Origin of the sequence: Pseudomonas sp. SJZ080 (assembly GCF_007828295.1) — a bacterium.
Lineage (GTDB): Bacteria > Pseudomonadota > Gammaproteobacteria > Pseudomonadales > Pseudomonadaceae > Aquipseudomonas > Aquipseudomonas migulae_A.
Genome location: NZ_VIUK01000008.1, coordinates 62,370 through 84,781, shown reverse-complemented (window position 1 = coordinate 84,781; position 22,412 = coordinate 62,370). Strand labels below are relative to the sequence as shown.

At 60.1% G+C, this 22,412-nt stretch carries 20 protein-coding genes; 15 read left to right on the top strand and 5 right to left on the bottom strand.

Going from position 1 to position 22,412, the window contains the following annotated elements; genetic code table 11:
- Window positions 1-6 precede the first annotated feature (6 nt).
- Window positions 7-1,038: a D-cysteine desulfhydrase family protein gene (locus FBY04_RS13320; RefSeq protein WP_145315493.1), complete on the top strand. Its 1,032-nt coding sequence runs from the start codon at window positions 7-9 to the stop codon at window positions 1,036-1,038.
- Between the two features lie 129 nt (window positions 1,039-1,167).
- Here the strand turns inward: FBY04_RS13320 and FBY04_RS13315 are convergent, their stop codons facing one another.
- Window positions 1,168-1,506 (bottom strand): FKBP-type peptidyl-prolyl cis-trans isomerase, encoded by a 339-nt coding sequence (locus FBY04_RS13315; RefSeq protein ID WP_084321708.1) that lies wholly within the window; start codon window positions 1,504-1,506, stop codon window positions 1,168-1,170.
- Window positions 1,507-1,650: 144 nt separating this feature from the next.
- On the opposite strand from FBY04_RS13315, the gene FBY04_RS13310 reads away from it, so the two are divergent.
- From FBY04_RS13310 to FBY04_RS13300, 3 genes are all read left to right on the top strand, one after another.
- Window positions 1,651-2,715, top strand: coding sequence for a M4 family metallopeptidase (locus FBY04_RS13310; RefSeq protein WP_145315492.1), 1,065 nt, complete (start codon window positions 1,651-1,653; stop codon window positions 2,713-2,715).
- The gene (locus FBY04_RS13305; protein ID WP_145315491.1) at window positions 2,712-3,035 is read left to right on the top strand and encodes a protealysin inhibitor emfourin; all 324 of its coding nucleotides are present in this window, start codon (window positions 2,712-2,714) and stop codon (window positions 3,033-3,035) included. Before FBY04_RS13310 ends, FBY04_RS13305 begins: the two co-directional genes overlap by 4 nt.
- Before the next feature lie 84 nt (window positions 3,036-3,119).
- Window positions 3,120-4,193 carry a diguanylate cyclase domain-containing protein gene (locus tag FBY04_RS13300; RefSeq protein ID WP_084321705.1) on the top strand — a complete coding sequence of 358 codons (1,074 nt, stop codon included), beginning with the start codon at window positions 3,120-3,122 and terminating at the stop codon, window positions 4,191-4,193.
- Window positions 4,194-4,217: 24 nt separating this feature from the next.
- Here the strand turns inward: FBY04_RS13300 and FBY04_RS13295 are convergent, their stop codons facing one another.
- On the bottom strand, window positions 4,218-4,523 hold the full coding sequence (locus FBY04_RS13295; protein ID WP_084321704.1) for an RcnB family protein: 306 nt from the start codon (window positions 4,521-4,523) through the stop codon (window positions 4,218-4,220).
- A gap of 187 nt (window positions 4,524-4,710) precedes the next feature.
- Here FBY04_RS13295 and FBY04_RS13290 point away from each other — a divergent pair, with 187 nt between their 5' ends.
- Both FBY04_RS13290 and FBY04_RS13285 read left to right on the top strand, forming a co-directional pair.
- The gene (locus tag FBY04_RS13290) at window positions 4,711-6,519 is read left to right on the top strand and encodes a monovalent cation:proton antiporter-2 (CPA2) family protein (protein WP_084321703.1); all 1,809 of its coding nucleotides are present in this window, start codon (window positions 4,711-4,713) and stop codon (window positions 6,517-6,519) included.
- Between the two features lie 149 nt (window positions 6,520-6,668).
- A complete protein-coding gene (locus FBY04_RS13285; RefSeq protein ID WP_084321702.1) occupies window positions 6,669-7,769 on the top strand; it encodes a DNA alkylation repair protein in 1,101 nt (366 codons plus the stop codon).
- Window positions 7,770-7,859: 90 nt separating this feature from the next.
- Here FBY04_RS13285 and FBY04_RS13280 read toward each other — a convergent pair whose 3' ends face one another.
- Window positions 7,860-8,756 (bottom strand): LysR family transcriptional regulator, encoded by an 897-nt coding sequence (locus tag FBY04_RS13280; RefSeq protein ID WP_145315490.1) that lies wholly within the window; start codon window positions 8,754-8,756, stop codon window positions 7,860-7,862.
- A gap of 121 nt (window positions 8,757-8,877) precedes the next feature.
- On the opposite strand from FBY04_RS13280, the gene FBY04_RS13275 reads away from it, so the two are divergent.
- From FBY04_RS13275 to lldD, 3 genes are all read left to right on the top strand, one after another.
- Window positions 8,878-10,524, top strand: a complete 1,647-nt coding sequence (locus FBY04_RS13275) for a GMC family oxidoreductase (RefSeq protein WP_145315489.1) — start codon at window positions 8,878-8,880, stop codon at window positions 10,522-10,524.
- Between the two features lie 206 nt (window positions 10,525-10,730).
- Window positions 10,731-12,353: an MFS transporter gene (locus FBY04_RS13270; RefSeq protein WP_145315488.1), complete on the top strand. Its 1,623-nt coding sequence runs from the start codon at window positions 10,731-10,733 to the stop codon at window positions 12,351-12,353.
- Between the two features lie 466 nt (window positions 12,354-12,819).
- Window positions 12,820-13,974, top strand: coding sequence for an FMN-dependent L-lactate dehydrogenase LldD (gene lldD, locus FBY04_RS13260; protein ID WP_084321698.1), 1,155 nt, complete (start codon window positions 12,820-12,822; stop codon window positions 13,972-13,974).
- Between the two features lie 36 nt (window positions 13,975-14,010).
- Here lldD and FBY04_RS13255 read toward each other — a convergent pair whose 3' ends face one another.
- Entirely contained in the window at window positions 14,011-14,379 is a 369-nt protein-coding gene (locus FBY04_RS13255; protein ID WP_084321697.1) for a DUF427 domain-containing protein, read from the bottom strand.
- A gap of 317 nt (window positions 14,380-14,696) precedes the next feature.
- Between FBY04_RS13255 and FBY04_RS13250 the strand changes: the two genes are divergently transcribed.
- From FBY04_RS13250 to FBY04_RS13230, 5 genes are all read left to right on the top strand, one after another.
- Window positions 14,697-16,925, top strand: coding sequence for a C1 family peptidase (locus FBY04_RS13250; RefSeq protein WP_145315486.1), 2,229 nt, complete (start codon window positions 14,697-14,699; stop codon window positions 16,923-16,925).
- A 227-nt stretch (window positions 16,926-17,152) separates the two neighbouring features.
- Window positions 17,153-19,102, top strand: a complete 1,950-nt coding sequence (locus tag FBY04_RS13245; protein WP_084321695.1) for a DNA topoisomerase III — start codon at window positions 17,153-17,155, stop codon at window positions 19,100-19,102.
- 52 nt (window positions 19,103-19,154) lie between these two features.
- A complete protein-coding gene (locus FBY04_RS13240; protein WP_145315485.1) occupies window positions 19,155-19,658 on the top strand; it encodes a GNAT family N-acetyltransferase in 504 nt (167 codons plus the stop codon).
- Between the two features lie 519 nt (window positions 19,659-20,177).
- Window positions 20,178-20,507: a hypothetical protein gene (locus tag FBY04_RS13235; RefSeq protein ID WP_031319009.1), complete on the top strand. Its 330-nt coding sequence runs from the start codon at window positions 20,178-20,180 to the stop codon at window positions 20,505-20,507.
- A gap of 120 nt (window positions 20,508-20,627) precedes the next feature.
- Window positions 20,628-20,930, top strand: a complete 303-nt coding sequence (locus FBY04_RS13230) for a hypothetical protein (protein WP_145315484.1) — start codon at window positions 20,628-20,630, stop codon at window positions 20,928-20,930.
- Here the strand turns inward: FBY04_RS13230 and cynR are convergent.
- Entirely contained in the window at window positions 20,916-21,815 is a 900-nt protein-coding gene (gene cynR / locus FBY04_RS13225) for a transcriptional regulator CynR (protein WP_145315483.1), read from the bottom strand. The two genes, FBY04_RS13230 and cynR, sit on opposite strands and share 15 nt — an antisense overlap.
- A gap of 121 nt (window positions 21,816-21,936) precedes the next feature.
- On the opposite strand from cynR, the gene cynS reads away from it, so the two are divergent.
- Window positions 21,937-22,404, top strand: a complete 468-nt coding sequence (cynS, locus tag FBY04_RS13220) for a cyanase (RefSeq protein ID WP_084321690.1) — start codon at window positions 21,937-21,939, stop codon at window positions 22,402-22,404.
- Window positions 22,405-22,412: the final 8 nt, after the last annotated feature.

Below are 22,412 nucleotides of genomic sequence, written 5' to 3'. Positions count from 1 at the left end.
CCATCGATGCAAACCCAACTGGACAAGTCCCTGAGTGCTTTTGCGCGAGCAGACCTCCTGCAAGGCCCAACGCCCATTCAGCGCGCCGAGCGTCTCGAACAGCTATTGGGCCTGCAACCCCGGAGTATCCGCCTGTATCTCAAGCGCGACGATCACATGTTGCTGGGCGGTGGCGGAAACAAACTGCGCAAACTCGAATTCCACATCGGTGCAGCGCAAAAGGCCGGCATCGATACGATCATTACCGTGGGCGGCGTTCAGTCCAACCATGCGCGTCTGACCGCGGCGGTCTGCGCGCGTCTGGGCATCGACTGCGAATTGATCCTCACCCGCTCGGTCCCCAAATCCGAGGTGGATTACGAACTCAACGGTAACGTGCTGCTGGACCAGTTGTTTGGTGCACAGCTGCAAGTGCTTGCCGCAGGCACCGACTCACTCACCCTGGCCGAGAATCGGGCGGCGCAACTACGGGAATCGGGACGCAAGGTGCTGGTGATTTCCATGGGTGGCTCAACCCCTCTGGGCGCTCTCGGCTACGCGCGATGCGCGGCGGAAATCGCAGAGCAGGAGACGGCGCTCGGTCTCACCTTCCACCAGGTCGTGGTGCCCAACGGCAGCGCCGGCACCCACGCCGGGCTCGCGACCGGCTTCCAGTTGCTGGGCCGAGGCACATCGGTCGTCAAGTCTTACTCGGTATTATCGGATCGCGATTCGTCCGCGACCCGAACCCTGAAACTGACCCAGGACACCCTGGCTTTACTGGGCAGAAATGCCCTCGTACGGCCCGAGGACATCGTGATTGACGGCAGTCAGTTAGGCGAGGGTTACGGCCTGCCGACCCAGGCCATGCAAGACGCCGTGCGCCTGATGGCGCGCGCAGAAGGTCTGCTGATCGACCCGGTGTACTCCGGCAAAGCGTTTGCGGGCCTGTTGGCTGATCTGAGGCAAGGTCGTTTCCGTGACGGTGACAACGTGTTGTTCGTGATGACAGGCGGGACGCCGGGGCTGTATGCCTATCGAGAGACGTTTCAGGGTTAGCGCATGCCAGGTTGACGGCGTTATCGTTTATCACCAGCAAGCCGGCTCCTGCAGCGTTCTGTGCTGTAGGAGCCGGCTTGCTGGCGATGGCGCCCTGTCAAACGACGCATTCGTCCGCCGATGCGGCAATCAATCATCCCGCGTCAACACTTCCAGCAATTCAATCTCGAATATCAGGTTCGAATGTGGCGTGATCTTGCCCATGGTGCGCTCGCCATAGGCCAGGTGCGCCGGCACCAGCAACTTGCGCTTACCGCCGACCTGCATGCCCATGATGCCCTGGTCCCACCCCTTGATGACCCTCCCTGTACCGATCACACACTGGAAAGGCTTGCCTCGGCTGTAGGAGGAATCGAATTCGGTACCGTCTTCCAGCCAGCCGCGATACTGGGTGGTGATCAGTGCACCTTTGACGGCGGCTTTGCCGTCGCCCGGCTCGATGTCGATGATTTGCAGTTCGTCGTTCATGTTTCTACTCGTTTACGGTCGCCCGGGTCCGGGGCGCGGACGGAGGTTTTCGCAGAATTCGGCGCCGAAGGCAATCCATGGAACCGAAGCCCCTGACGCCTGCTCACATGAGTATCGACCTCGTGCTCAGTAAAGGATGCTCTGATGACCGACCCACGATCATTGCGCAGTTTCATCCCGCCTTACATTCTCAACCGAATCATCGCCCACGGGTCCGAGCATCAACGCGCCAGCGCGCTGGTCACGCTGACCCACGTGCGCACGCTTCGGCACACCCCGGGCTCACCCGCGCCTTCTGCCGCGGCGGCGATCCTGCCCACTTCGGTTCAACCCGGCCAGGTCCGGCGCAGCATTCATGATGCACAAGGCAAAATGCTTCTGCCGGGAATGCCTGCGCGCCTGGAAGGCCAGCCAGCAACGGGCGACCCCGCGGTTGATGAGGCGTACGATGCAATGGGCGCCAGTCATGATTTTTTCTGGAAGGTGCTGGGTCGCGACTCCATCGACAATCGGGGTTTTGCGCTGATTGGCAGTGTGCATTACGGCCAGGATTACGAAAACGCATTCTGGAACGGCGCGCAAATGGTCTTCGGGGATGGCGACGGCGAGATCTTCGAGCGTTTCACCCGCTCGCTGGATGTGATCGGGCACGAGCTGACTCATGGTGTGATCGAAAGCGAAGCTGGCCTGGTCTACGCCGGCCAGTCCGGGGCATTGAATGAGTCGGTATCGGATGTTTTCGGGGTGCTGATCAAGCAACGCGTGCTGGGTCAGACGGCCGCGGTGGCGGACTGGCTGATCGGCGCCGACCTGCTGACGCCTCGCATCAAGGGCGTCGGTTTGCGTTCGATGGCTCATCCAGGCACGGCTTACGACGATCCGTTGCTCGGCAAGGACCCGCAACCGGACCATATGCGCAAGTTTGTCATCACCCAGGAAGACAATGGCGGCGTGCACATCAATTCCGGCATTCCCAACCGGGCGTTTTTTCTGGTGGCGCAAGCCCTGGGCGGCTTTGCCTGGGACAAGGCCGGGCGCATCTGGTACGACACGTTGTGCGACAAACGTTTGGGCGGCGATGCGACATTCGAGCAATTCGCGCAACTGACCGTTGCCCACGCTCGCAACCGTTTCGGCACCGACGAAGCCCGAGCGGTAGAGCACGGATGGGCCGAAGTGGGTGTCAAACCGAGTCAGGAGGGTTCATGAAAAAGCTGCCAGCATTGGGCGATGAAGCTGTTGTCAGTCTTTCCCGTCAGGGCGGTTTCGCGATGCTCCACGCGCTGACCCGCCCCCGTGAAATCGAATTCGCGCAATGTGATCCCGATCAGCGCACGCGTATTTGCACGTTGCTGGAGGGTTGTCTGCCCCTGACCCGCGAATCTTCCGGCCAGGGCGATCAGCGTTTCTATCAAATCGAAGTGCGCTACCGCCTCAATGAACAGGACGACCGGCTGGTGCTGAAAGTGCCCGAGGACAAAGCGCCGGGAGAATTGGTGCATTTGTGGGACAAAGGAGAAGTTCTTTAAGGCTACAAGTGCCATAAGGCAGGCGTGTGAACTACCATACGCACACTTTCCGTAATGATGGCTCGCCATGATGGCAACCCTTGAATGAACTTCGTCTGGACCAGCGCAGCCCTCGGCACCCTGGTGCTTGCCCTGATCATCGTGCTGATCTGCCGCGAGCGTTTGCTGCGCAAGCAGCTGGCCGAACATCGGGCGCTGATTGCCAGTCTGTCGGATCGGCAGACTATCCATCAGGACAGCGACGCTGAACGCTTCAAGCGCAGCCAGTACTTCGCCCGTATCGGCACCTGGGACTGGGATGTCGACACTGACCGGCTCTACTGGTCGGACGCGATCTACGGCATGTTCGGCTTCAAGGTCGGCGAAGTAACGCCCTCCTACGCCTTGTTTTGCGCCTGCGTGCACCCGGACGACCGGATCAAGGTGCGGGCCGGTGAGCTGCGCTGCCTGGAAACCGGTGAAAACCATGACGAGGAATACCGGGTCATCTGGCCTGACGGCACCATCCGCTGGTTGCGCGAGACCGGCAATGTCGTTAAAAACGACCACGATCAAACGATCAAGATGATGGGCGTGGTCCGCGACATCACCGAAGAAAAAGCCTCCGCCAGCTACTTGCAGCACTTGGCTCATTTCGACCCGTTGACTGGCCTGCCCAATCGTCTGGTGCTCGAAGAACGCCTGTCCAAGGCGCTGGAGCAGGCCCGAATCACTGCTACCCGAGTGGCACTGGTGTTCGTCGACCTCAACGGTTTCAAGGCCATCAACGACCATTACGGCCATGCCGCCGGTGACCGCGTCCTTGTCACCACCGCCACACGCCTGAAAAAGATCCTGCGCTCAACCGACACCGTCGCCCGCATCGGCGGCGACGAATTCGTGATCATCCTCCAGGGCCTGCCTCAAGGCAGCAGTCTGCAAGACGAAGCCCGCAGCATCTGCCAGAAAATCTTCGTCGAACTCTCACCCCCCGTGACCATCGGCACCGACCAACGCCACATCGGCACCAGCCTGGGCGTCGCGGTGTTCCCGGACCATGCGCCGAGCATGGACCGCTTGATTCATATTGCCGACCTGGCGATGTATGAGGCCAAGCGCAGCGGGAATAATCAGTATCGGTTGGGTGAGCAGACGTTGAGTCATAGTCGGGTTGAGTGACCCCTTAATGGTGGCACTGGCGGCCTAACGCTCCACCGGCGTGATATCCATGATCGTACCGTTGGTGATCATCACCATCATGTACTTGCCATTGATCTGCACCCACTGCGCCTGTTCCTTCGGTGCTCTCAGGCCCTTCGCCTTCCAGTTGCCGATGGCCTTCTCGCTGCGCTGGTAAACATCCGGGGCACGGTCGCCGACCACCAGTTCGCGGGTGTTGTTGACACCGGGCTGGACGGTTTTTTGGGGTTCATCGGCTTGAACCATCGGGCTGATACCGGCGATGCCTGCGACGAGGGCGAGGCTGGCGATAAGGGTCTTGCTGTTCATGAGTGAATCTCCAGTAATGTCGTGGTAACTGAAGTCCGACTGCGGGTGAAAAAAAACATTCCTTTTTGTTGCGTGCGAAGTACGCAACGACGCGCCATTCATACAATCATTGCCAACCGGGCTGACGCCTGCCATCGCAGCCTTTATCCTTGTGCCCCCCGCCGTACCGAGTTCTGGAGTTTTCCCCATGCCCCATGAAGGCAACCTGTTGCAAGCCGCTGTCGTGTTTCTGTTCGCGGCGGTGCTCACCGTTCCTTTGGCCAAGCGCCTGCAACTGGGGGCGGTGCTGGGCTATCTGTTTGCCGGCGTGATTATCGGGCCGTCGGTGCTGGGCCTGATCGGCAACCCGCAAAGCGTCAGCCATATTTCCGAACTCGGCGTGGTGTTGCTGCTGTTCATCATTGGTCTTGAGCTGTCGCCACGGCGCTTGTGGGTGATGCGTAAATCGGTGTTTGGCGTCGGCCTGGCGCAGGTGCTGCTGACCGGTTCGGTGATTGGCGTGGTGGCGCTGTTCGTGTTTGGACAATCGCTGAACAGCGCGATCGTACTCGGCCTGGGCCTGGCCTTGTCGTCCACTGCGTTTGGCTTGCAAAGTCTGGCTGAGCGCAAAGAGCTGACCAGTCCTCATGGGCGCCTGGCTTTTGCCATTCTGTTGTTCCAGGACATCGCCGCGATCCCGCTGATCGCCATGGTGCCACTGCTGGCGGGCGGCGATCACACCAGCAGCGCGGCCGAAGATTTGAACCACGGCTTGCGGGTATTGGGCAGCATTGCGGTGGTGGTCATTGGCGGTCGCTATCTGCTGCGACCGGTGTTCCGCGTGGTGGCCAGGACCGGTTTGCCGGAAGTCTCCACCGCCACCGCGTTGCTGGTGGTAATCGGCACGGCGTGGCTGATGGATCTGGTGGGCGTTTCGATGGCGTTGGGCGCGTTCCTCGCCGGTTTGCTGCTGGCGGACTCCGAGTATCGCCACGAGCTGGAAGCACAGATCGAACCCTTCAAGGGTTTGCTGCTGGGACTGTTTTTCATCAGCGTCGGCATGGGCGCGAACCTGAGTTTGCTGCTCAGCGCGCCGATCACGGTGCTGGGGCTGACGCTGCTGCTGATCGCCATCAAGCTGCCGCTGCTGTTTGTGGTGGGCCGACTGGCTGGTGGCCTGGGCAAGGTCAGTGCGATTCGCCTCGGCATCGTGCTCGCTGCCGGTGGTGAATTCGCGTTCGTGGTGTTCAAGATCGGCCGGGATCAGGGCTTGTTCGAGCCACGCCTGTATGACCTGCTGGTACTGACGATCACGCTGTCCATGGCCGTGACGCCGCTGTTGTTGCTGATCTGCGCACGACTGGTCAGCCCGAAGGTGCAGCCGGTGGTGGTGCCGGAGAAATTCCGCGAGATCGACACCGACAGCCCCCGCGTAGTGATCGCCGGCATGGGCCGGATGGGGCAGATCGTCGCCCGTATCCTGCGCGCGCAAAACATCAAGTTCGTGGCCCTCGACACCTCGGTGGAAACCATCGAACTGTCGCGCAGCTTCGGCGGCGTGCCGGTGTTCTACGGTGACCCGATGCGCCCGGAAATCCTCAGCGCGGCCAAGGTCGAGCAGGCGGAATATTTCATCATCGCCACCGATGACCCGGACACCAACATCAAGACCGCCGAGGTGGTGCACAGGCTGTATCCGCACATCAAGATCATCGCCCGCGCCCGTAACCGCCAGCATGTGCACCGGTTGGTAGACCTGGGGGCGGAAGCGATTCGGGAAACCTATTATTCGAGTCTGGAAATGAGCCGGCGCACATTGGTAGGACTGGGGCTGACCCAGGCCCAGGCCGATGCGCGGATCAAGCGCTTCAAGCATCACGATGAACAGGTGCTGGAAGCACAGCACGCGGTGTATGACGATGCGGCGAAGGTGTTGCAGACCGCGCAGGAAGCCAGGGCGGAACTGGCGAAGCTGTTTGAGTCGGATCAGCTGGAAGAAGAATCCAGCAAGAGTTGAGGTGAATGTGAGGGCCTCTTCGCGAGCAAGCCCGCTCCCACAGTTGACCGAGTGAGCATGCCAGACGCTGTCTAATGTGGGAGCGGGCTTGCTCGCGAAGAACGATAACGCGGTGTATCTGAATAAATAACGACTTCAAGGAATCCACAATGGCCGCTGACCAACCCGCCCCTGCCCTCAAGGAAATCTTCAACGCCGAGCGCCTCCAGCACATCGCCACCGAGATGACCGCGGTCTACCCCGAGTTCAACGCCAGGTCCTTCCTGAAAATGGCCAACGACGGGCTTGCCGAGTTGTCGATCATGCAGCGCATGGCCCGGGTCAGCGAGTGCCTGCACGCGGTCCTGCCGTTGAGTTATGAAGCGTCGCTCGAGGTTCTGCGCGCCCTCGCCCCGCGCCTGAACAGCGGCTTCGTCAGCATCTCGCTGCCCCATTACGTCGCGACCTATGGCGGCCACGCGTTCGAACACTCCATGGATGCGCTCAAATACTTCACCACCTTCGGCTCAGCTGAATTCGCGATCCGCTATTTCCTGCGCAGCGACTTCGAGCGCGCGCTGGCGGTGATGCACGAGTGGTCGCTGGACGAAAACGAACACGTACGGCGTCTGGCCAGCGAAGGCTGCCGCCCGCGTCTGCCGTGGTCATTTCGACTGGAGCAGATCCAGGCAGACCCGACCCTCGCCGCCGCCATTCTCGACAACCTCAAGGCCGACGACAGCCTCTATGTGCGCAAGTCGGTGGCCAACCACTTGAACGACATCACCAAGGACCATCCCGAATGGGTGCTGGACCTGATCGAAGGCTGGTCGCTGGACAACAGGCACACCGCGTGGATCGCCAGGCACGCCCTTCGCAGCCTGATCAAACAGGGCAACCCGCGAGCACTGGCGATCATTGGCGCGGGTGGCAAGCCCGAGGTCGAGATCATGGACGTGAAAGTCGAACCGGCGGTGATTGCGCTGGGCGAGAAAATCACCTTGTCCTTTACCGTTAAATCCACGGTCGAGAACAGCCAGCGACTGGTGATCGATTACGCCATCGATTACGTCAAGGCCAACGGCAGCACTTCTGCGAAGGTCTTCAAGCTCAAGGCGCTGACATTGCCCGGCAAAGCGTACGAACTCATCGCCCGAGGTCAGCACATCAAGGAACTCACGACTCGCAAGCATTACGCCGGCAAACATGCAGTGCACGTAATGGTGAACGGCGAACGGCTGGCCAGCACTGCCTTCGAAATCCTCCCCTGAAACGCGGCCCCCTGTAGGAGCCGGCTTGCTGGCGATAGCGTTCTGAGAATTGATGCTGGATTCAAGGGCCCATCGCCAGCAAGCCGGCTCCTACAAGGGGTTCTGGCCCAGCAGTAAAGATTGCTCGCGCTCACACAATTCCACCACGTAATCCCACAACACCCGCAGCCGCACGGATTTGTGCAGCTCGCGACGGGTGCTGATCCAGTAGCTGCGCTGGATGCTTTCATCCGGCAACAACGGCACCAGCTCTGGATCGGCACTGGCCATGTAGCACGGCAACACCGCGATCCCCAGGCCCGAGCGCGCCGCCTGTTGCTGGGCGATCACGCTGGTGCTGTGGAAGACCACCTGCGGGTTGCGACAGAAGCTGTTGAGGAACATCAGTTCCTGGCTGAACAGCAAATCGTCGACATAACCGATCCAGGCATGCCGACCGAGGTCTTCGCGGCTGCGCAGCGGTGGCGACCTGTCGAGATAAGCCTGGCTGGCATACAGCGCCAGGCGATAGTCGGTGAGCTTGCGCGTGACCAGCATGTCGGCGGACGGGCGCTCCAGATGAATGCTGATCTCGGCTTCGCGGTTGAGAATGCTGACAAACCGTGGCACCGCCACCAGTTCCACTTCCAGCCCCGGGTAGCGTTCGAACAGCCCGTTCATGCGGCTGGCGAGGAACATGATGCCCAGCCCTTCCGTTACGCCGACGCGAATCTTGCCCAGCGGCGCCGTCGACTGGGTGATCTCTTCCTGAGCCAACAGCGCCACGTTTTCCATCGCCTCGGCGTGTTTGAGCAACGCTTCGCCGGCCGGGGTCATCTCGTAGCCCTGGGCGTGCTGGACGAACAGCGCCGTGCCGAGGCTCTTTTCGATGGCCTCGATGTGCCGGGCCACTGTCGCGTGGGTGGTGTTCAAACGGCGGGCAGCAGTGAGCAAACGCCCGCTGCGCTGCAATTCGAGAAAAAACCGCAGGTCATTCCAGTCGAACATGAACCGTCCTCAGGGCTACGCTGTTTAAAAACGCACAGCGGCTGCGCAAAAACTAACATTCTTTTGACGAAAGCTAACAACTAGGATGACCCACAACAAGAACAACAATACGAGGTCAGGGATGCAGACTTCCCTTGATGAATACGACTACATCGTGGTCGGGGCCGGACCGGCCGGTTGTTTGCTGGCCAATCGGTTATCGGCCAACCCGCAACACCGGGTACTGCTGCTTGAAGCCGGCGGCCGCGATAACTACGCATGGATTCACATCCCCGTGGGTTACCTGTTCTGCATCGGCAACCCGCGCACCGACTGGTGCTTCAAGACCGAGGCGCAACCCGGCCTGCAAGGTCGCGCCCTGAGTTACCCACGCGGCAAGGTGCTCGGCGGCTGTTCCTCGATCAACGGCATGATCTACATGCGCGGCCAGGCCCGCGACTACGATGGCTGGGCCGCTGAGGGCAATCCCGGCTGGAGCTGGAACGACGTCCTGCCGCTGTTCAAGAAAAGCGAAAATCACTTTGCCGGCGACTCGGCGTTTCACGGTGCCGCCGGCGAATGGCGGATCGAGCGCCAGCGTCTTTCATGGCCGATTCTCGATGCTTTCCGCAGCGCCGCCGAACAACGCGGCATCGCCAGCATCGACGACTTCAACCAGGGCGACAACGAAGGTTGCGGCTACTTTCAGGTCAACCAGAAGGCCGGGATTCGCTGGAATGCGGCCAAGGCGTTTCTCAAACCGGTCCGCCATCGGGCCAATCTCACCGTGCTGACGGACGTCGAAGTAGACCGCGTGCTGCTGGAAAACGGTCGCGCCTCGGCGGTCAGCACGCGCTGGCAAGGCCAGGCGAAAACCTTCAAGGCGCGCAAGGAAATCATCCTCTGCGCTGGCGCCGTCGGTTCGCCGACCATCCTGCAACGCTCCGGCATCGGCCCTCGCCCGCTCCTGGAAAAGCTGGGGATCGGCGTGGTCCATGAGCTGGCCGGCGTGGGCGGCAATCTGCAGGATCACCTGCAACTGCGGCTGATCTACAAACTGGAAAACGCCCGGACCCTGAACCAGATCGCCGGCAGCGTCTGGGGCAAGATGGGCATGGGTTTGCGTTACCTCTACGACCGCAGCGGACCGCTGTCGATGGCGCCGAGTCAGCTCGGTGCGTTTGCCCGGTCGGGGCCGGAACAGACCTCCGCGAACCTCGAATACCACGTGCAACCCTTGTCGCTGGAACGTTTCGGCGAGCCCTTGCACGCCTTCCCCGCCTTCACCACGTCGGTCTGCGATTTGCGCCCGCAAAGCCGTGGCCGAATCGACATTCGTTCGACCGATCCGCAGGAAGCTCCGCTGATTCAACCCAATTATTTGAGCCACCCGGAAGACTTGCGCGTCGCGGCCGACGCCATACGCCTGACCCGGCGCATCGTTTCCGCCCCCGCCCTGCAAGCATTCAAACCGGTGGAATACCTGCCCGGTGACAGCCTGCAGAGCGAAGAAGAACTGCACGAAGCCGCCGCCCGCATCGGCACGACGATTTTCCATCCGGTCGGCACCTGCCGCATGGGCAACGACGCCGACGCGGTGGTCGATGCGCAGCTCAAAGTCCATGGCATCGCCGGCCTGCGCATCGCCGATGCGTCGATCATGCCGCGCATCACCTCGGGCAACACCTGTTCGCCTACGCTGATGATTGCCGAGAAAGCGGCGCAACTCATCCTCAATTCCCCCTCAAGGAGCCTGACACCGCCAATGGAACTGGCGACAAATACCTGAATTCACAATCCGGACATTGTAGGAGCCGGCTTGCTGGCGATAGCGACCGATCAGCCAGCATCAGAGTCGCCAGACACGCCGACATCGTCAGCAAGTCGGCTCCTGCAACAAGGGTTACACCCCGATGCATCGCAGTAGCGGCACCCGCCCACAAGGCAGGCGCCGGCAGTGGAACAACAAAAACAATCACTGTGAGGGATACCGATATGTCAGAACATGTACAGCCTCTGGAAATAGCACGCAGCGTCGACACGAGCAGCGATACCCGCAAAGTCATTTTCGCGTCGTCACTCGGGACGGTGTTCGAGTGGTATGACTTCTTCCTCTACGGCGCCCTCGCGGCGGTCATCAGTAAACAGTTTTTCGCCGGGGTCAACGACACCACCGCGTTCATCTTTGCGCTGATGGCGTTCGCCGCCGGTTTCATCGTGCGGCCCTTCGGTGCGCTGGTGTTCGGTCGCCTGGGGGACATGATCGGGCGTAAATATACCTTCCTCGCGACCATCGTTCTCATGGGTGTCGCGACGTTCTGCGTCGGGCTGCTGCCGACCTACGCAAGCATCGGCATTGCCGCGCCGATCATTCTGGTGGTGTTACGCATGCTTCAGGGCCTGGCCCTGGGCGGTGAATATGGCGGCGCTGCAACTTATGTCGCGGAACACGCGCCCATCGGCAAACGCGGTTTCCACACCAGCTGGATTCAATCCACTGCAACCCTCGGCTTGCTGCTGTCGTTACTCGTGGTGCTGGGTTGCCGTTATTTCACCGGGGACCAGTTCGAAGTCTGGGGCTGGCGGATTCCGTTTCTGTTTTCGATCGTGCTGCTGGGCATCTCGACCTGGATTCGCCTGAGCCTGCACGAATCACCCGCGTTCGTGAAAATGAAAGAGGAAGGCAAGCTCTGCAAGTCGCCGCTGCGAGATTCCTTCGGCAAATGGGAAAACCTCAAAGTCGTATTGATCGCCCTGTTCAGCATCAACGCCGGGCAAGCAGTGACGTTTTATGCGGCGCAGTTTTATGTGCTGTTCTTCCTCACCCAGTTCCTGAAAATGGACCCGGCACTGGCCAACAGCCTGTTGATCGTCAGCGTGATCATCGGCGCGCCGTTCTTCATTTTCTTCGGTTGGCTGTCGGATAAGGTCGGGCGCAAACCGGTGTTGATGATCGGTCTGTTGCTGGCTACCGCGCTGTATTTCCCGATCTTCAAGACCCTGGCTCATTACGCCAATCCGGCCATCGACCAGGCCAGCCGTCAGGCGCCGATCACCGTGCTGGCCGATCCGGCCACCTGCACGTTCCAGTTCGATCCGGTGGGCAAGGCGAAATTTGACAGCCCGTGCGACAAGGTCAAAACCTTCCTGGTGAAACAGGGCTTGCCTTACACCAGTGAAGCGGCCCCGGCTGGCAGCGGCGTGCAGGTCAGCGTCGGCGAGGTGAAAATCGATGGCTATGACGAAGCGGCGCTGCGTGGTGCGGTGACGCTGGCCGGGTATCCTTCACAGGCTGACACTCAGCTGATCAACAAGCCGATGATCGTGGCGTTGATCGTTGCACTGATCATCATTTCCGCCATGTGCTATGGCCCGCTGGCGGCACTGATGGTCGAACTGTTCCCGACGCGCATCCGCTATACATCGATGTCCCTGCCTTATCACATCGGGAATGGCTGGTTTGGCGGGTTTCTGCCGACGGTGTCGTTTGCGTTGGTGGTGTATACCGGGGACATTTTCTACGGGCTTTGGTACCCGGTGGTGATTACTGCGGTGAGCCTGGTGGTGGGGATGATCTGTTTGCGTGAGACCAAGAACGTGGATCTGGATACCAACTGAGGGCTGGTTGGTGGGCAAGCGATTGGGGGCATATCCATTATTTTGGTGATGGCGGCTGGCGATTTCGTCCTTACGGCGGGCCCCTTTCGAAAAGCCTGCGCGGCCCGGCGGAAAGTAACCAAAGCGCTCTTGCCCTTTCGTTCGGTGCCTTGCTAAGGCTCGGCATGCCACCGTACGTCAGGGGCGCAGGCGCTTGGTTACTTGGCGCTCTTCCAAGTAACCCACTGTAAAAGCGGAACCAATAGCTGCCGTTACCACAGCAACGGATATGTACACCATCAAAACCTACGGCGCCTGACACTCTGCCATCGCTAGCAAGCCTGCTCCTACAGGGGGTCCGCGAACATCCGCGAGATCAAACCGCTATCCGATTACTCAAGTGAACAGAATTACCGCAAACGCGAGCCGTTTTCGCTACTCTGACCCCACGCCCCCATCGCCCCGCCACTCACCCGACCGAGGCACCATGATCATTTCATCCGCATCCGACTACCGCGAGGCAGCCCGCCGCAAACTCCCTCGATTCCTGTTCGATTACATCGACGGCGGCGCTTATGCAGAGCACACCCTGAGGGCCAACAGCGCCGACCTGACAGGCATCAGCCTGCGCCAGCGCATCCTGAAAAACGTCGAAACCCTGAGCCTTGAAACCACCCTCTTCGACCAGCCCCTGGCAATGCCCATCATCCTCGCGCCGGTCGGCCTGACAGGCATGTTCGCCCGTCGCGGTGAAGTGCAGGCGGTCAAAGCCGCACAAAACAAAGGCATCCCCCTGTGCCTTTCAACGGTCTCGGTGTGCTCGATCGAGGAAGTGGCGACCCAAACCCGACAATCCATCTGGTTTCAGCTGTATGTGCTGAAAGACAGAGGCTTCATGAAAAATGCCCTGGAGCGAGCCAAGGCCGCCGGGGTGAAAAATCTGGTGTTCACCGTCGACATGCCTACGCCCGGCGCGCGCTACCGGGACGCACACTCGGGCATGTCCGGGCCTTTTGCGTCTTCGCGAAGAATCTTGCAGGCCATGACCAGACCCGACTGGGCCTTCAACGTCGGCCTCATGGGGCGACCGCACGACCTGGGCAACATCTCCAAGTACCTCGGCAAAGCCGTCACCCTCGAAGACTACATGGGCTGGCTGGCCAACAACTTCGACCCTTCGATCAGCTGGAGCGATCTGGAGTGGATTCGCGATTTCTGGCAAGGCCCGATGATCATCAAGGGCATCCTCGACCCTCAGGATGCGCGGGACGCGGTCAGCTTTGGCGCGGACGGCATTGTGGTGTCGAACCACGGCGGGCGACAACTGGACGGCGTGCTCTCCACCACCAAGGCACTCCCGCCGATCATGCAAGCGGTGGGCAATGACCTGACGGTGCTGGTCGACTCGGGAATCCGTTCGGGGCTCGATGTCGTGCGGATGCTGGCGCTGGGCGCGAAAGGCGTGTTGCTGGGGCGTTCCATGGCGTACGCGCTGGCCGCCGACGGTCAACGCGGGGTGGAAAACATGCTGGATATTTTCGCCAAAGAGATGCGCGTGGCGATGACGTTGACCGGGGTGACGTCGATTGCTCAGATCGATGAATCCACGCTGGTGCAGGCGGTTCGTGAGCTGAAAGCCTGATCGTAAAAACGCCCTGTCACTGCAGGGCGTTTTCCATCATTCGACGTTTTTCAGAATCTCGAACGTGACTTGATCGGGATAGAACGCCACGTAACCTTTGATCTGCTCTACCGACACCTTAGGGTTTTCATAGCTCCAGGCTGCATTGGCCCCCTCATGCCCCGTAACCTGCAGGCTGAAATAGCTCGCGTCACCCTTGTAAGGGCAATAGCTCGTGTGATCGGTGCGGGCAAAATATTGCTCGTCGATGTCCTCCCGCGGGACGTAATACACCGGAGGATAATTGGCCTCCAGCAGCACCAGCGCGCGGGTGGACGCGGCCACCTGAATATCGTGAAACTTCACCAGCAGGGTGCCGGGTTGCTCGGCGATGGTGATGACAGGACTGGGACCGGAGCTTTTCATGAAATGCGTTCCTCGGGACGATGATAAACCTGCAGGAGCGTGCGATGCGGCGATCCGATGTCCGCGACGGGTTGCGCAGCGGCCCCAACACTTGAGAACACAACTGTGTCAGGTATAACCCAGATTTCGTCATCACGACGCCTTCACAGCCGAACGGGGGAACCCTGACGGTTATCCGTCTGTAGCCCGCGAATAGACCAACGGCTCAACTGCACCGAAATATCGTCTACGATCAATAGCACCGTTGACATCCCTGCTTCGCAGTCAGGTCGTCGTGGTGTGGGGGTTCGAGTCTCAGAAACCTGAGGGTCACCAACATGCCGGCCAGTCGATTTTCCCTCGATCAAACGATCATCACCCTCGATGCACGCCCCGATCGCCTCGATCTGCGTGATCGCCTGTTCACTCCACGTATTCAATCGTTACCGCCCTCCTGGCCCGCCGACAAAGACATCGCCGCCGAACTCTCGGGGTATCTGGCCAGAGACATGGTGCTGTTCCAGGGCAGCGAAGGCGCGTGCACCGGGTTTGGCCTGGCGGCGGTGGTCAACTTTCTGTTGTGGCGACGGGACCGCGCGTCTACCAAAACCAGCCCGCGCCAGCTCTATCATCTGGCCAAACTGTATGACGAATGGCCCGGCGAGGATTACTCGGGGTCGAGCTGCCGGGGCGCGTTGAAAGGCTGGCACAAACATGGCGTCTGCGCGCAGGAACTGTGGCCCTACACCGTCAAGCCTGATGGTTCGGCCCCGGCGTTCGAGGCGCCGGCCGAGAATTGGGCCGCCGATGCCGTGACCCGGCCGCTGGGGGTTTACTACCGCGTCGAGAAGGACGATGTCACCGCGATGATGGCGGCGCTTTACGAAGCCGGTGCGCTTTACGTCTCAGCCAATGTGCATCAGGGCTGGGCGCTGATGCGACCCAAAGGCAGAAAAAGCCCAGTGGCGGCGTTCGAAAGCATGTCGCAACTGCCTGTGATCAAGTGCTCGGCAAACAATCAGGGCGGTCATGCCTTTGCCTTGATCGGCTACACCAGTCAAGGCTTCATCGTGCAGAACTCCTGGTCGACCGACTGGGGATTTTCGGGGTTCGCCATCCTGACGTTCGAAGACTGGCTGGCCAACGGTACCGATGCCTGGACCGTGGCCCTCGGCGTACCGATCGAACATGGCGGGCTCTCCCAAAACTCGCGCACGTCACGTGCCAGGGCCGATGTGCAATCACCGTTTCGCAACGCCCTGACGAGCTCCATCGCCAAGCGCGAGGGCTTTTCGTTGTTCACCGCCAGCACCCGCGATTCAGAACGCAAAGGGCCCGCGCTGCTGACCAAGGATCAGGCGTACGGCCTGACCATCGTCATGGAAAACAACGGCAGCATCGGCCCCCGGCTGACGGACGTGGAAAACGTCCGGGCGGGAGTCAAACGGATCGTCTACGAAGCGCCACGCACCTGGTTCGAGAAACTGCCCGCGTCCAGCAAACCTGCCGTATTACGCATCGCCATTGTGGCCCATGGCGGGCTCAACTCCGAACAGGACTCCATCAACCGGATTTGCGCGATGGCGCCCTACTTCCTCGAAAACGGAATCTATCCACTGTTCGTGACCTGGCGCACCGGAGCGCTGGAAACATTGGCGGATATCATCCAGGACACCCTGCCGGGCGTGTTTGATGCCGGCGGCGTCAGCGACGTATTGAAGCTGATCAAGGACAAAACCGTAGAAGGCCTTGATCGCACGGTCGAGCTGGCGACCAAAAAACCCGGTGGCGATCAATGGAGCCAGATGAAGCAGAACGCCGAAGCCGCTGCCGTTACGGGTTTCACTCCGCGGGGCTTGGTGGAGATGGCAGACAACCTGAAAAAACTGGTCGACGACCTGGGCCCGAAAAAAGTCGAGCTGCATCTGATTGGTCATTCTGCCGGCTCGTTGATCAACGGCCACTTGATCCGCCTGTTGTGGGTCCGAACGTTGCCGACCGAGACATCGACGCTGATGGCCCCGGCGTGCACCCTCGATTTCGCTAACCAGACCTACCGCAAAGTCATCGAAGACGGCGGGCTCAAGCGCAAGGACTTCCATATTTACCTGATGTCCGACCAGCGCGAACAGACGGATAACGTCATTGGCGCCTACCACAAATCACTGCTCTACCTGGTTTCCCGGGCTTATGAAGAACTGCAACGCATGCCACTGCTGGGCATGGCCAGCAGCCTCGACGGGAACTGCCAGAACTTCAGCGACCCCGATCTGGCGGTATGGAACATTGCGGCCCGAAACATGACCGAACAATGGAACCGCTTTTACTGGGGCAACAGCATTCCGAGCGGTTTCGCCACAACCGGTCGCGGGCTGCCAGACGCATTCGCGCAAACCCTGCATATTTTCAACGAGCCAAAGATGAACTACGGCGCGGGCGTCAAGGCGGACACTTCTCACGGTGGGTTCGACAATGACATCAACATCATCACCAGTGTTTTGCTGACCATTCTTCGACTGGCACCCGGCGCCAGACTCGCGCAGCCGGTGGTTAACCTAAACTACTGATGTGTGCGAGCCTGCTCGCGATGGACGTGAACGATAATGCGGGGCACATGACGAACCGCGGCGCTCTGTCGGTCATCGCGAGCAAGCTCGCTCCTGCAGGGGGATGATTGACGCCGTTGCAATGAATCGAAATGCACGAGCTGTACATCCATACAGATAAAGATTGCTCCATCGCTCATCAGCCGCCATTCTGTGCACCTCCCGGCAGCTGATGAACGATGGTGGTTATGCGGTTGTACCTCTGTGAAAAACCTTCCCAGGCCAAAGACATTGCGGCCGTGCTCGGCGCCCGGCGTCGCGGCGACGGCTGCTGGCTGGGAACGGACGTCACAGTGACCTGGTGCATCGGCCATCTGCTGGAAACCGCACCGCCGGATGCCTATGACGCACGCTACAAGCGCTGGGTGCTGGCGGATCTGCCGATCATTCCGGACAAATGGAAAATGACCGTCAAACCGCGCACTGCCAGTCAATACAAAGCCGTCAAGCGCTTGCTCGGCGAGGCTGATGACCTGGTGATCGCCACCGATGCCGACCGTGAGGGCGAAATGATCGCCCGGGAACTGGTGGAGCATTGCCGTTATCGCGGACCTATCCAGCGGTTGTGGCTGTCGGCGCTGGACGATGCGTCGATCCGCAAGGCGCTGGCGGCACTGAAACCGGGAGCGGAGACGTTCAGCCTTTATCATTCGGCACTGGGCCGCTCACGGGCCGACTGGCTGATCGGGATGAACATGAGCCGGTTGTTCACGCTGTTGGGGCGCCAGTCCGGTTATCAGGGTGTGTTGCCGGTCGGCCGGGTGCAAACGCCGACCCTGCGGCTGGTGGTGGATCGCGACCGTAGCATTGCCGATTTCGTCCCGGTGGCTTACTGGGCCATCGACGTGCAACTGCTGCACGATGGCACCGCATTCACCGCCCAGTGGCGTGCAGCCTCCGACGCGTGTGACGATCAGGATCGCTGCCTCAACCAGACGCTGGCGCAACACGCGGCGGCAGCCATTGGCAGCGCGGCGAGTGCCCGGGTGATCAGGCTGCGCACCGAGCGGATGCGAGAAGTGGCACCGTTGCCGTTCGATCTGGGCACCTTGCAGGAGGTCTGCTCGAAGAAACTTGGCCTCGGCGCTCAGGAAACACTCGATATCGCCCAGGCGCTTTACGAAACCCACAAGGTGATTACCTATCCGCGCAGCGATTGTGGCTACCTGCCGGTCAGTCAACACAGCGAAGCGCCAGGTATTCTGGCAGCGTTGAGGCAGGCTGATCCGGCCCTCAACGCCTTGCAGGATCACCTGGAGCCCCAGCGACGCTCACGGGCGTGGAACGATGCGAAAGTCAGCGCTCACCACGGCATCATCCCCACTGCCGCGGCAAAAAACCTTGATCGGCTGGCGGGCAAGCAGCGCGCGGTCTACACCCTGATCCGGGCGCGCTATCTGGCGCAGTTTCTGCCCAATCATGAATACGACCGGACCCAGGCCGACTTCGACTGTGCCGGTGAAGCCTTGCGCGCCGTCGGCAAGCAGATCATCGAACCTGGCTGGAAGCGCGCCCTGCCCGAGGCCCTCGCTCCGGCCAAGGGCCGCGAAGCACCGGTGCCGCAAACATTGCCGACACTGACTGAAGGTCGTGAATGCGCGGTGGACGACGTGAAGCTCAAGGACCTCTGGACCCAACCGCCCAAACCCTTCACCGAAGGTGACCTGATCAAGGCGATGAAGAACGTCGCCAAACTGGTGGAAGATCCACTGCTCAAGCAAAAGCTCAAGGACACCACCGGGATCGGCACCGAAGCCACCCGCGCCTCGATCATTCAGGGCTTGCTTGACCGTGGTTACCTGATCAAGAACGGCAAGGCCCTGGCCGCGACGCCGGCCGCTTTCAGTCTGATCGATGCGGTGCCACGCGCCATTGCCGATCCGGGCACCACGGCGATCTGGGAACAGGCGCTGGACATGGTGCAAAGCGGCGAAATGAGCCTGGAAGAGTTCGTCACCAAACAAGCCGCGTGGATGAGCAAGCAGGTTGCCCGCTGTGCCGGCCTCAGCCTGACCATCAGCGGCCCCGCAAGCCCTGCCGGGCGCAGTGCCGCGCCATGGAAAAACAAACGCAAACCGACCAAGCGCAAACCCGCGACCGCTAGCAAGCGCGCGGCAAAACCGGCAAGCAAGGCGTGATCGAGCGATGGTCTACTGTTCATCAGAACCGGTGACATCAGGAGCGCCCCGCATGCCCTCGATTGAACTGCACGCCGCACAGCGTGATGAACTGGAAACCATTGAAAACCTGATGCAGTTCTATCTGCACGACTTCAGTGAATGGCTGCCACTGAAACTCGGCGCAAATGGTTTCTTCAATATCCAGGACCAACAGGATTACTGGCGAAACCCTGCCACCCGCCCCTTTCTGATCAAGGTCGATGGGGAACTGGCCGGTTTCGTGACCGTGGACGATCACACCCACCTTCCCGGGGCCGAGTACAACATTGGCTATCTGTTCATCAGCCGCCGCTTTCGTGGCCAAGGTGTCGCGACGTTTGTCGCTTCCACCCTCTTGAGCCAGCTCCCCGGTCAATGGCAGATTTTGCACATCGACGCCAATCAGCCCGCGCGTTTGTTCTGGGCGAGCGTGATTGACGATCTCACCGGCGGTGAGTACACACGGCATCAGCAGCCGGTGAACGATTTCCCCTGCACCTTTTACCGCTTCCAAAGCACACCCCCATCGTCCTGAGTGACGCTTTCCGGTTCCGCTTTCTCATTCCAAACAGCTTTGTCCGACAATATGTAGTGCTTGAAAACAATCACTACAAAACCGTTGACGCCTCCGATTTGCCCTTGCATGATGCAGACATCTCCCCGATCGGGAGTACGGCAACATGTTTGAGCAAGCTCGTCTGACCGCCGAGCTGTTTTTCCCGGATACACGCTGCCCACAAGGCAGATTGAAGAAGCTGACCTGGCCCGAACGTCCAGTACAAGGACGAGAAGCGCTGGCGATCAATCCTCATGAAGCTTGTGGCCGACCCTGAAAACGTCGGTAGTGGCCCGAAGGTTATCGCTGCTTCTCTTCGTTGTGACGCTATTGCGTAGCAGTTATTCAACACGACTACATGCAACAGACGCGAGACCCCGTCATTTCGACGGCCGACCGCTGACGTCCTGGTTTCGGTGCCAGGGATCAACTAACCGATGGGCTACCTGTATTAGCGAATCAACTTTGAAAGATCACCAAATGGTCAAGGGGCTTTATATGAATCTGAACAATCAACCCACCATCGATGAACTGGCTCGTATGTTCGCTGCGCAAAAAGACAGCCACGACAGCCATATCCTGTGGATCAGCAAGTCGGGCCAGGTGCATATCGACTGCCTGTCGCCGCATGCCCATGAAGCCGAGTTCGACCAGAACAACCAGAACCTGCTGGCCCGACTGAAGATGTACCGTCGCGGCCAAGGCTATGTCGGCAAGAAAGCCGCAGCCGACAAGGACTTCATCGGCAATGTTCTGCAAACGCTGAAACAGGCCTGGGCCTCGATGCAGAACCAGAATGAAGTTCGGGTGATTGACCGGTTCTACTGATAATCCAACACAATAAAAAGGCCCCGCTCGAATATTCGAGCGGGGCCTTTTTGTTTGTCTCCACTGTGCCAAACAAAGCTATCGTTAAACGTATCCGCTGTTGGTCTCTGGAGACTTGCGATGAAAATCAACCTGAAATTCCTGCTGTTGCTGCTGACGACGAGTGCTGCTCAGGCTAACAGCGTCACGGGCGTCCCGTCCTTCGTGGTGGAGTGCCCCGGCAAGTTCCTCGTCCAGGCGGATCAGGACGGGCCGGTGCTGATCAACAACAAGGAAGCCGAAACCAAAGCCATCAACGATCGCCGCTTCGAAGCCAAGGGCTCCGGCATTACGCTGTCCATCGTCCTGGCCGATGACGACTCGGTGACCGTGACCTCCATCGGCAAGGCCCCCAATGGTGTGTGCGAGTCAGTGGATGACTGATTTCGACGTCTCGGCTGCTCCCGATACCAGTTCCATAAAGGCCACCGACGCCGCACTGTGATAATTGTTTTTGCGCCGCAGCAGCGCAGCCCCGCGCTTGGGGGCCTCACCCTGCAAAGGAATCCTGTGCAACGCGCGCTCCTGAGTCGCGATGGCCTCCGGAAGGATGGTGGCGATGGCCGTGTGCCGGATGACTTCCAGTAACGTGCTCACCGAGTTCACCTCGATCACCACTTTTGGCGTGATCTGCTCTTGAGCGAAGTACTCATCGATACGGGTGCGGGTGACGAAGTCCGGCGCCAGTAACGCAAACTCCAGCTGAGCCACGGCTTCAGCGGATAACGCGACAGGGCTTTCATACAACGGATGATCCCGCCCCACCATCACCCCCAGCGTCTCGGTAAAGGCCGGGATCGACTCGATGTCGGCACTCCTGACCTCATTGAACGCAATGGCGATGTCCAGTGAGTCATCCAGCAGCCCGGCTTCGATGTCATCCATCGACAGCTCGAAAATCTGCAGGTGGATGTTCGGATACCGCGCCACGTAGTCGCGCACCAACGGCCCGACCAGATACGCCATGAAGGTCGGCGTCATCGCGAGCCGCAACGTTCCGCGGGACAAATCCTTCACGTCATGCAGCGCCCGTTTGCCCGCCTCCAGCTCCACCAGTACCCGCCTTGCGCACTCGATGTAGGCCTCGCCCGCGTCAGTCGGCTTGACCGTGCGCGAGGTGCGGTCGAACAGACTCACCCCCAGGGTCTCTTCCAGTTGGCGGATCTGTTGCGACAAGGTTGGCTGTGACACGTGCAACGCTTCGGCAGCACGGGTGAAACCGCCGTGGTCGGCGACAGCCAGCAAATAACGCAAATGTCGGAGCAGCATCAGGATTCAACCTATAGGCAGGACTTATGCAACGCATTGTAGATCGATCTTGGACGCTATGAATCAATCGGCAGAAGATGGCTTCACACCCAAGCAACACCACGCCGACAGGAGAAACCCCATGCAACAGTCCCACGCTTACAACGACCCGAGTCTGGCCCTGACCACGTCGATCCTCGACGCCAAGGCGCGTAAAAACCTGTCCTGGCAGGACCTGACCGACGGCACCGGCCTTGGCCTCGCCTACGTCACCGCCGCCCTGCTCGGTCAACATCCACTGCCGGAAGCCGCCGCCAAAGTGATTGGCGAAAAACTCGACCTGGACGCCGACACCGTTAACCGTCTGCAGATCATCCCGCTGCGCGGCAGCCTCTCGGGTGTCCCGACCGACCCGACCATCTACCGCTTTTACGAAATGATCCAGATTTACGGCACCACCTTGAAAGCCCTGGTTCATGAACAATTCGGCGACGGCATCATCAGCGCGATCAACTTCAAGCTCGACATGAAGAAAGTCGAAGACCCGGAAGGCGGCTCCCGCGCCGTGATCACCCTCGACGGCAAATTCCTGCCACTGCGTCCTTTCTAAGTGGATAT

Coding starts and splice junctions, on each gene's coding strand:
- FBY04_RS13250 (WP_145315486.1), top strand. CDS start 14,697: ATGCCGGCCAGTCGATTTTCCCTCGATCAAACGATCATCACCCTCGAT.
- FBY04_RS13295 (WP_084321704.1), bottom strand. CDS start 4,523: ATGAACAGCAAGACCCTTATCGCCAGCCTCGCCCTCGTCGCAGGCATC.
- cynS (WP_084321690.1), top strand. CDS start 21,937: ATGCAACAGTCCCACGCTTACAACGACCCGAGTCTGGCCCTGACCACG.
- FBY04_RS13315 (WP_084321708.1), bottom strand. CDS start 1,506: ATGAACGACGAACTGCAAATCATCGACATCGAGCCGGGCGACGGCAAA.
- FBY04_RS13255 (WP_084321697.1), bottom strand. CDS start 14,379: ATGAAAAGCTCCGGTCCCAGTCCTGTCATCACCATCGCCGAGCAACCC.
- FBY04_RS13285 (WP_084321702.1), top strand. CDS start 6,669: ATGGCCGCTGACCAACCCGCCCCTGCCCTCAAGGAAATCTTCAACGCC.
- FBY04_RS13235 (WP_031319009.1), top strand. CDS start 20,178: ATGAATCTGAACAATCAACCCACCATCGATGAACTGGCTCGTATGTTC.
- FBY04_RS13280 (WP_145315490.1), bottom strand. CDS start 8,756: ATGTTCGACTGGAATGACCTGCGGTTTTTTCTCGAATTGCAGCGCAGC.
- FBY04_RS13275 (WP_145315489.1), top strand. CDS start 8,878: ATGCAGACTTCCCTTGATGAATACGACTACATCGTGGTCGGGGCCGGA.
- FBY04_RS13300 (WP_084321705.1), top strand. CDS start 3,120: ATGAACTTCGTCTGGACCAGCGCAGCCCTCGGCACCCTGGTGCTTGCC.
- lldD (WP_084321698.1), top strand. CDS start 12,820: ATGATCATTTCATCCGCATCCGACTACCGCGAGGCAGCCCGCCGCAAA.
- FBY04_RS13320 (WP_145315493.1), top strand. CDS start 7: ATGCAAACCCAACTGGACAAGTCCCTGAGTGCTTTTGCGCGAGCAGAC.
- FBY04_RS13245 (WP_084321695.1), top strand. CDS start 17,153: ATGCGGTTGTACCTCTGTGAAAAACCTTCCCAGGCCAAAGACATTGCG.
- FBY04_RS13290 (WP_084321703.1), top strand. CDS start 4,711: ATGCCCCATGAAGGCAACCTGTTGCAAGCCGCTGTCGTGTTTCTGTTC.
- FBY04_RS13240 (WP_145315485.1), top strand. CDS start 19,155: ATGCCCTCGATTGAACTGCACGCCGCACAGCGTGATGAACTGGAAACC.
- cynR (WP_145315483.1), bottom strand. CDS start 21,815: ATGCTGCTCCGACATTTGCGTTATTTGCTGGCTGTCGCCGACCACGGC.
- FBY04_RS13270 (WP_145315488.1), top strand. CDS start 10,731: ATGTCAGAACATGTACAGCCTCTGGAAATAGCACGCAGCGTCGACACG.
- FBY04_RS13305 (WP_145315491.1), top strand. CDS start 2,712: ATGAAAAAGCTGCCAGCATTGGGCGATGAAGCTGTTGTCAGTCTTTCC.
- FBY04_RS13230 (WP_145315484.1), top strand. CDS start 20,628: ATGAAAATCAACCTGAAATTCCTGCTGTTGCTGCTGACGACGAGTGCT.
- FBY04_RS13310 (WP_145315492.1), top strand. CDS start 1,651: ATGACCGACCCACGATCATTGCGCAGTTTCATCCCGCCTTACATTCTC.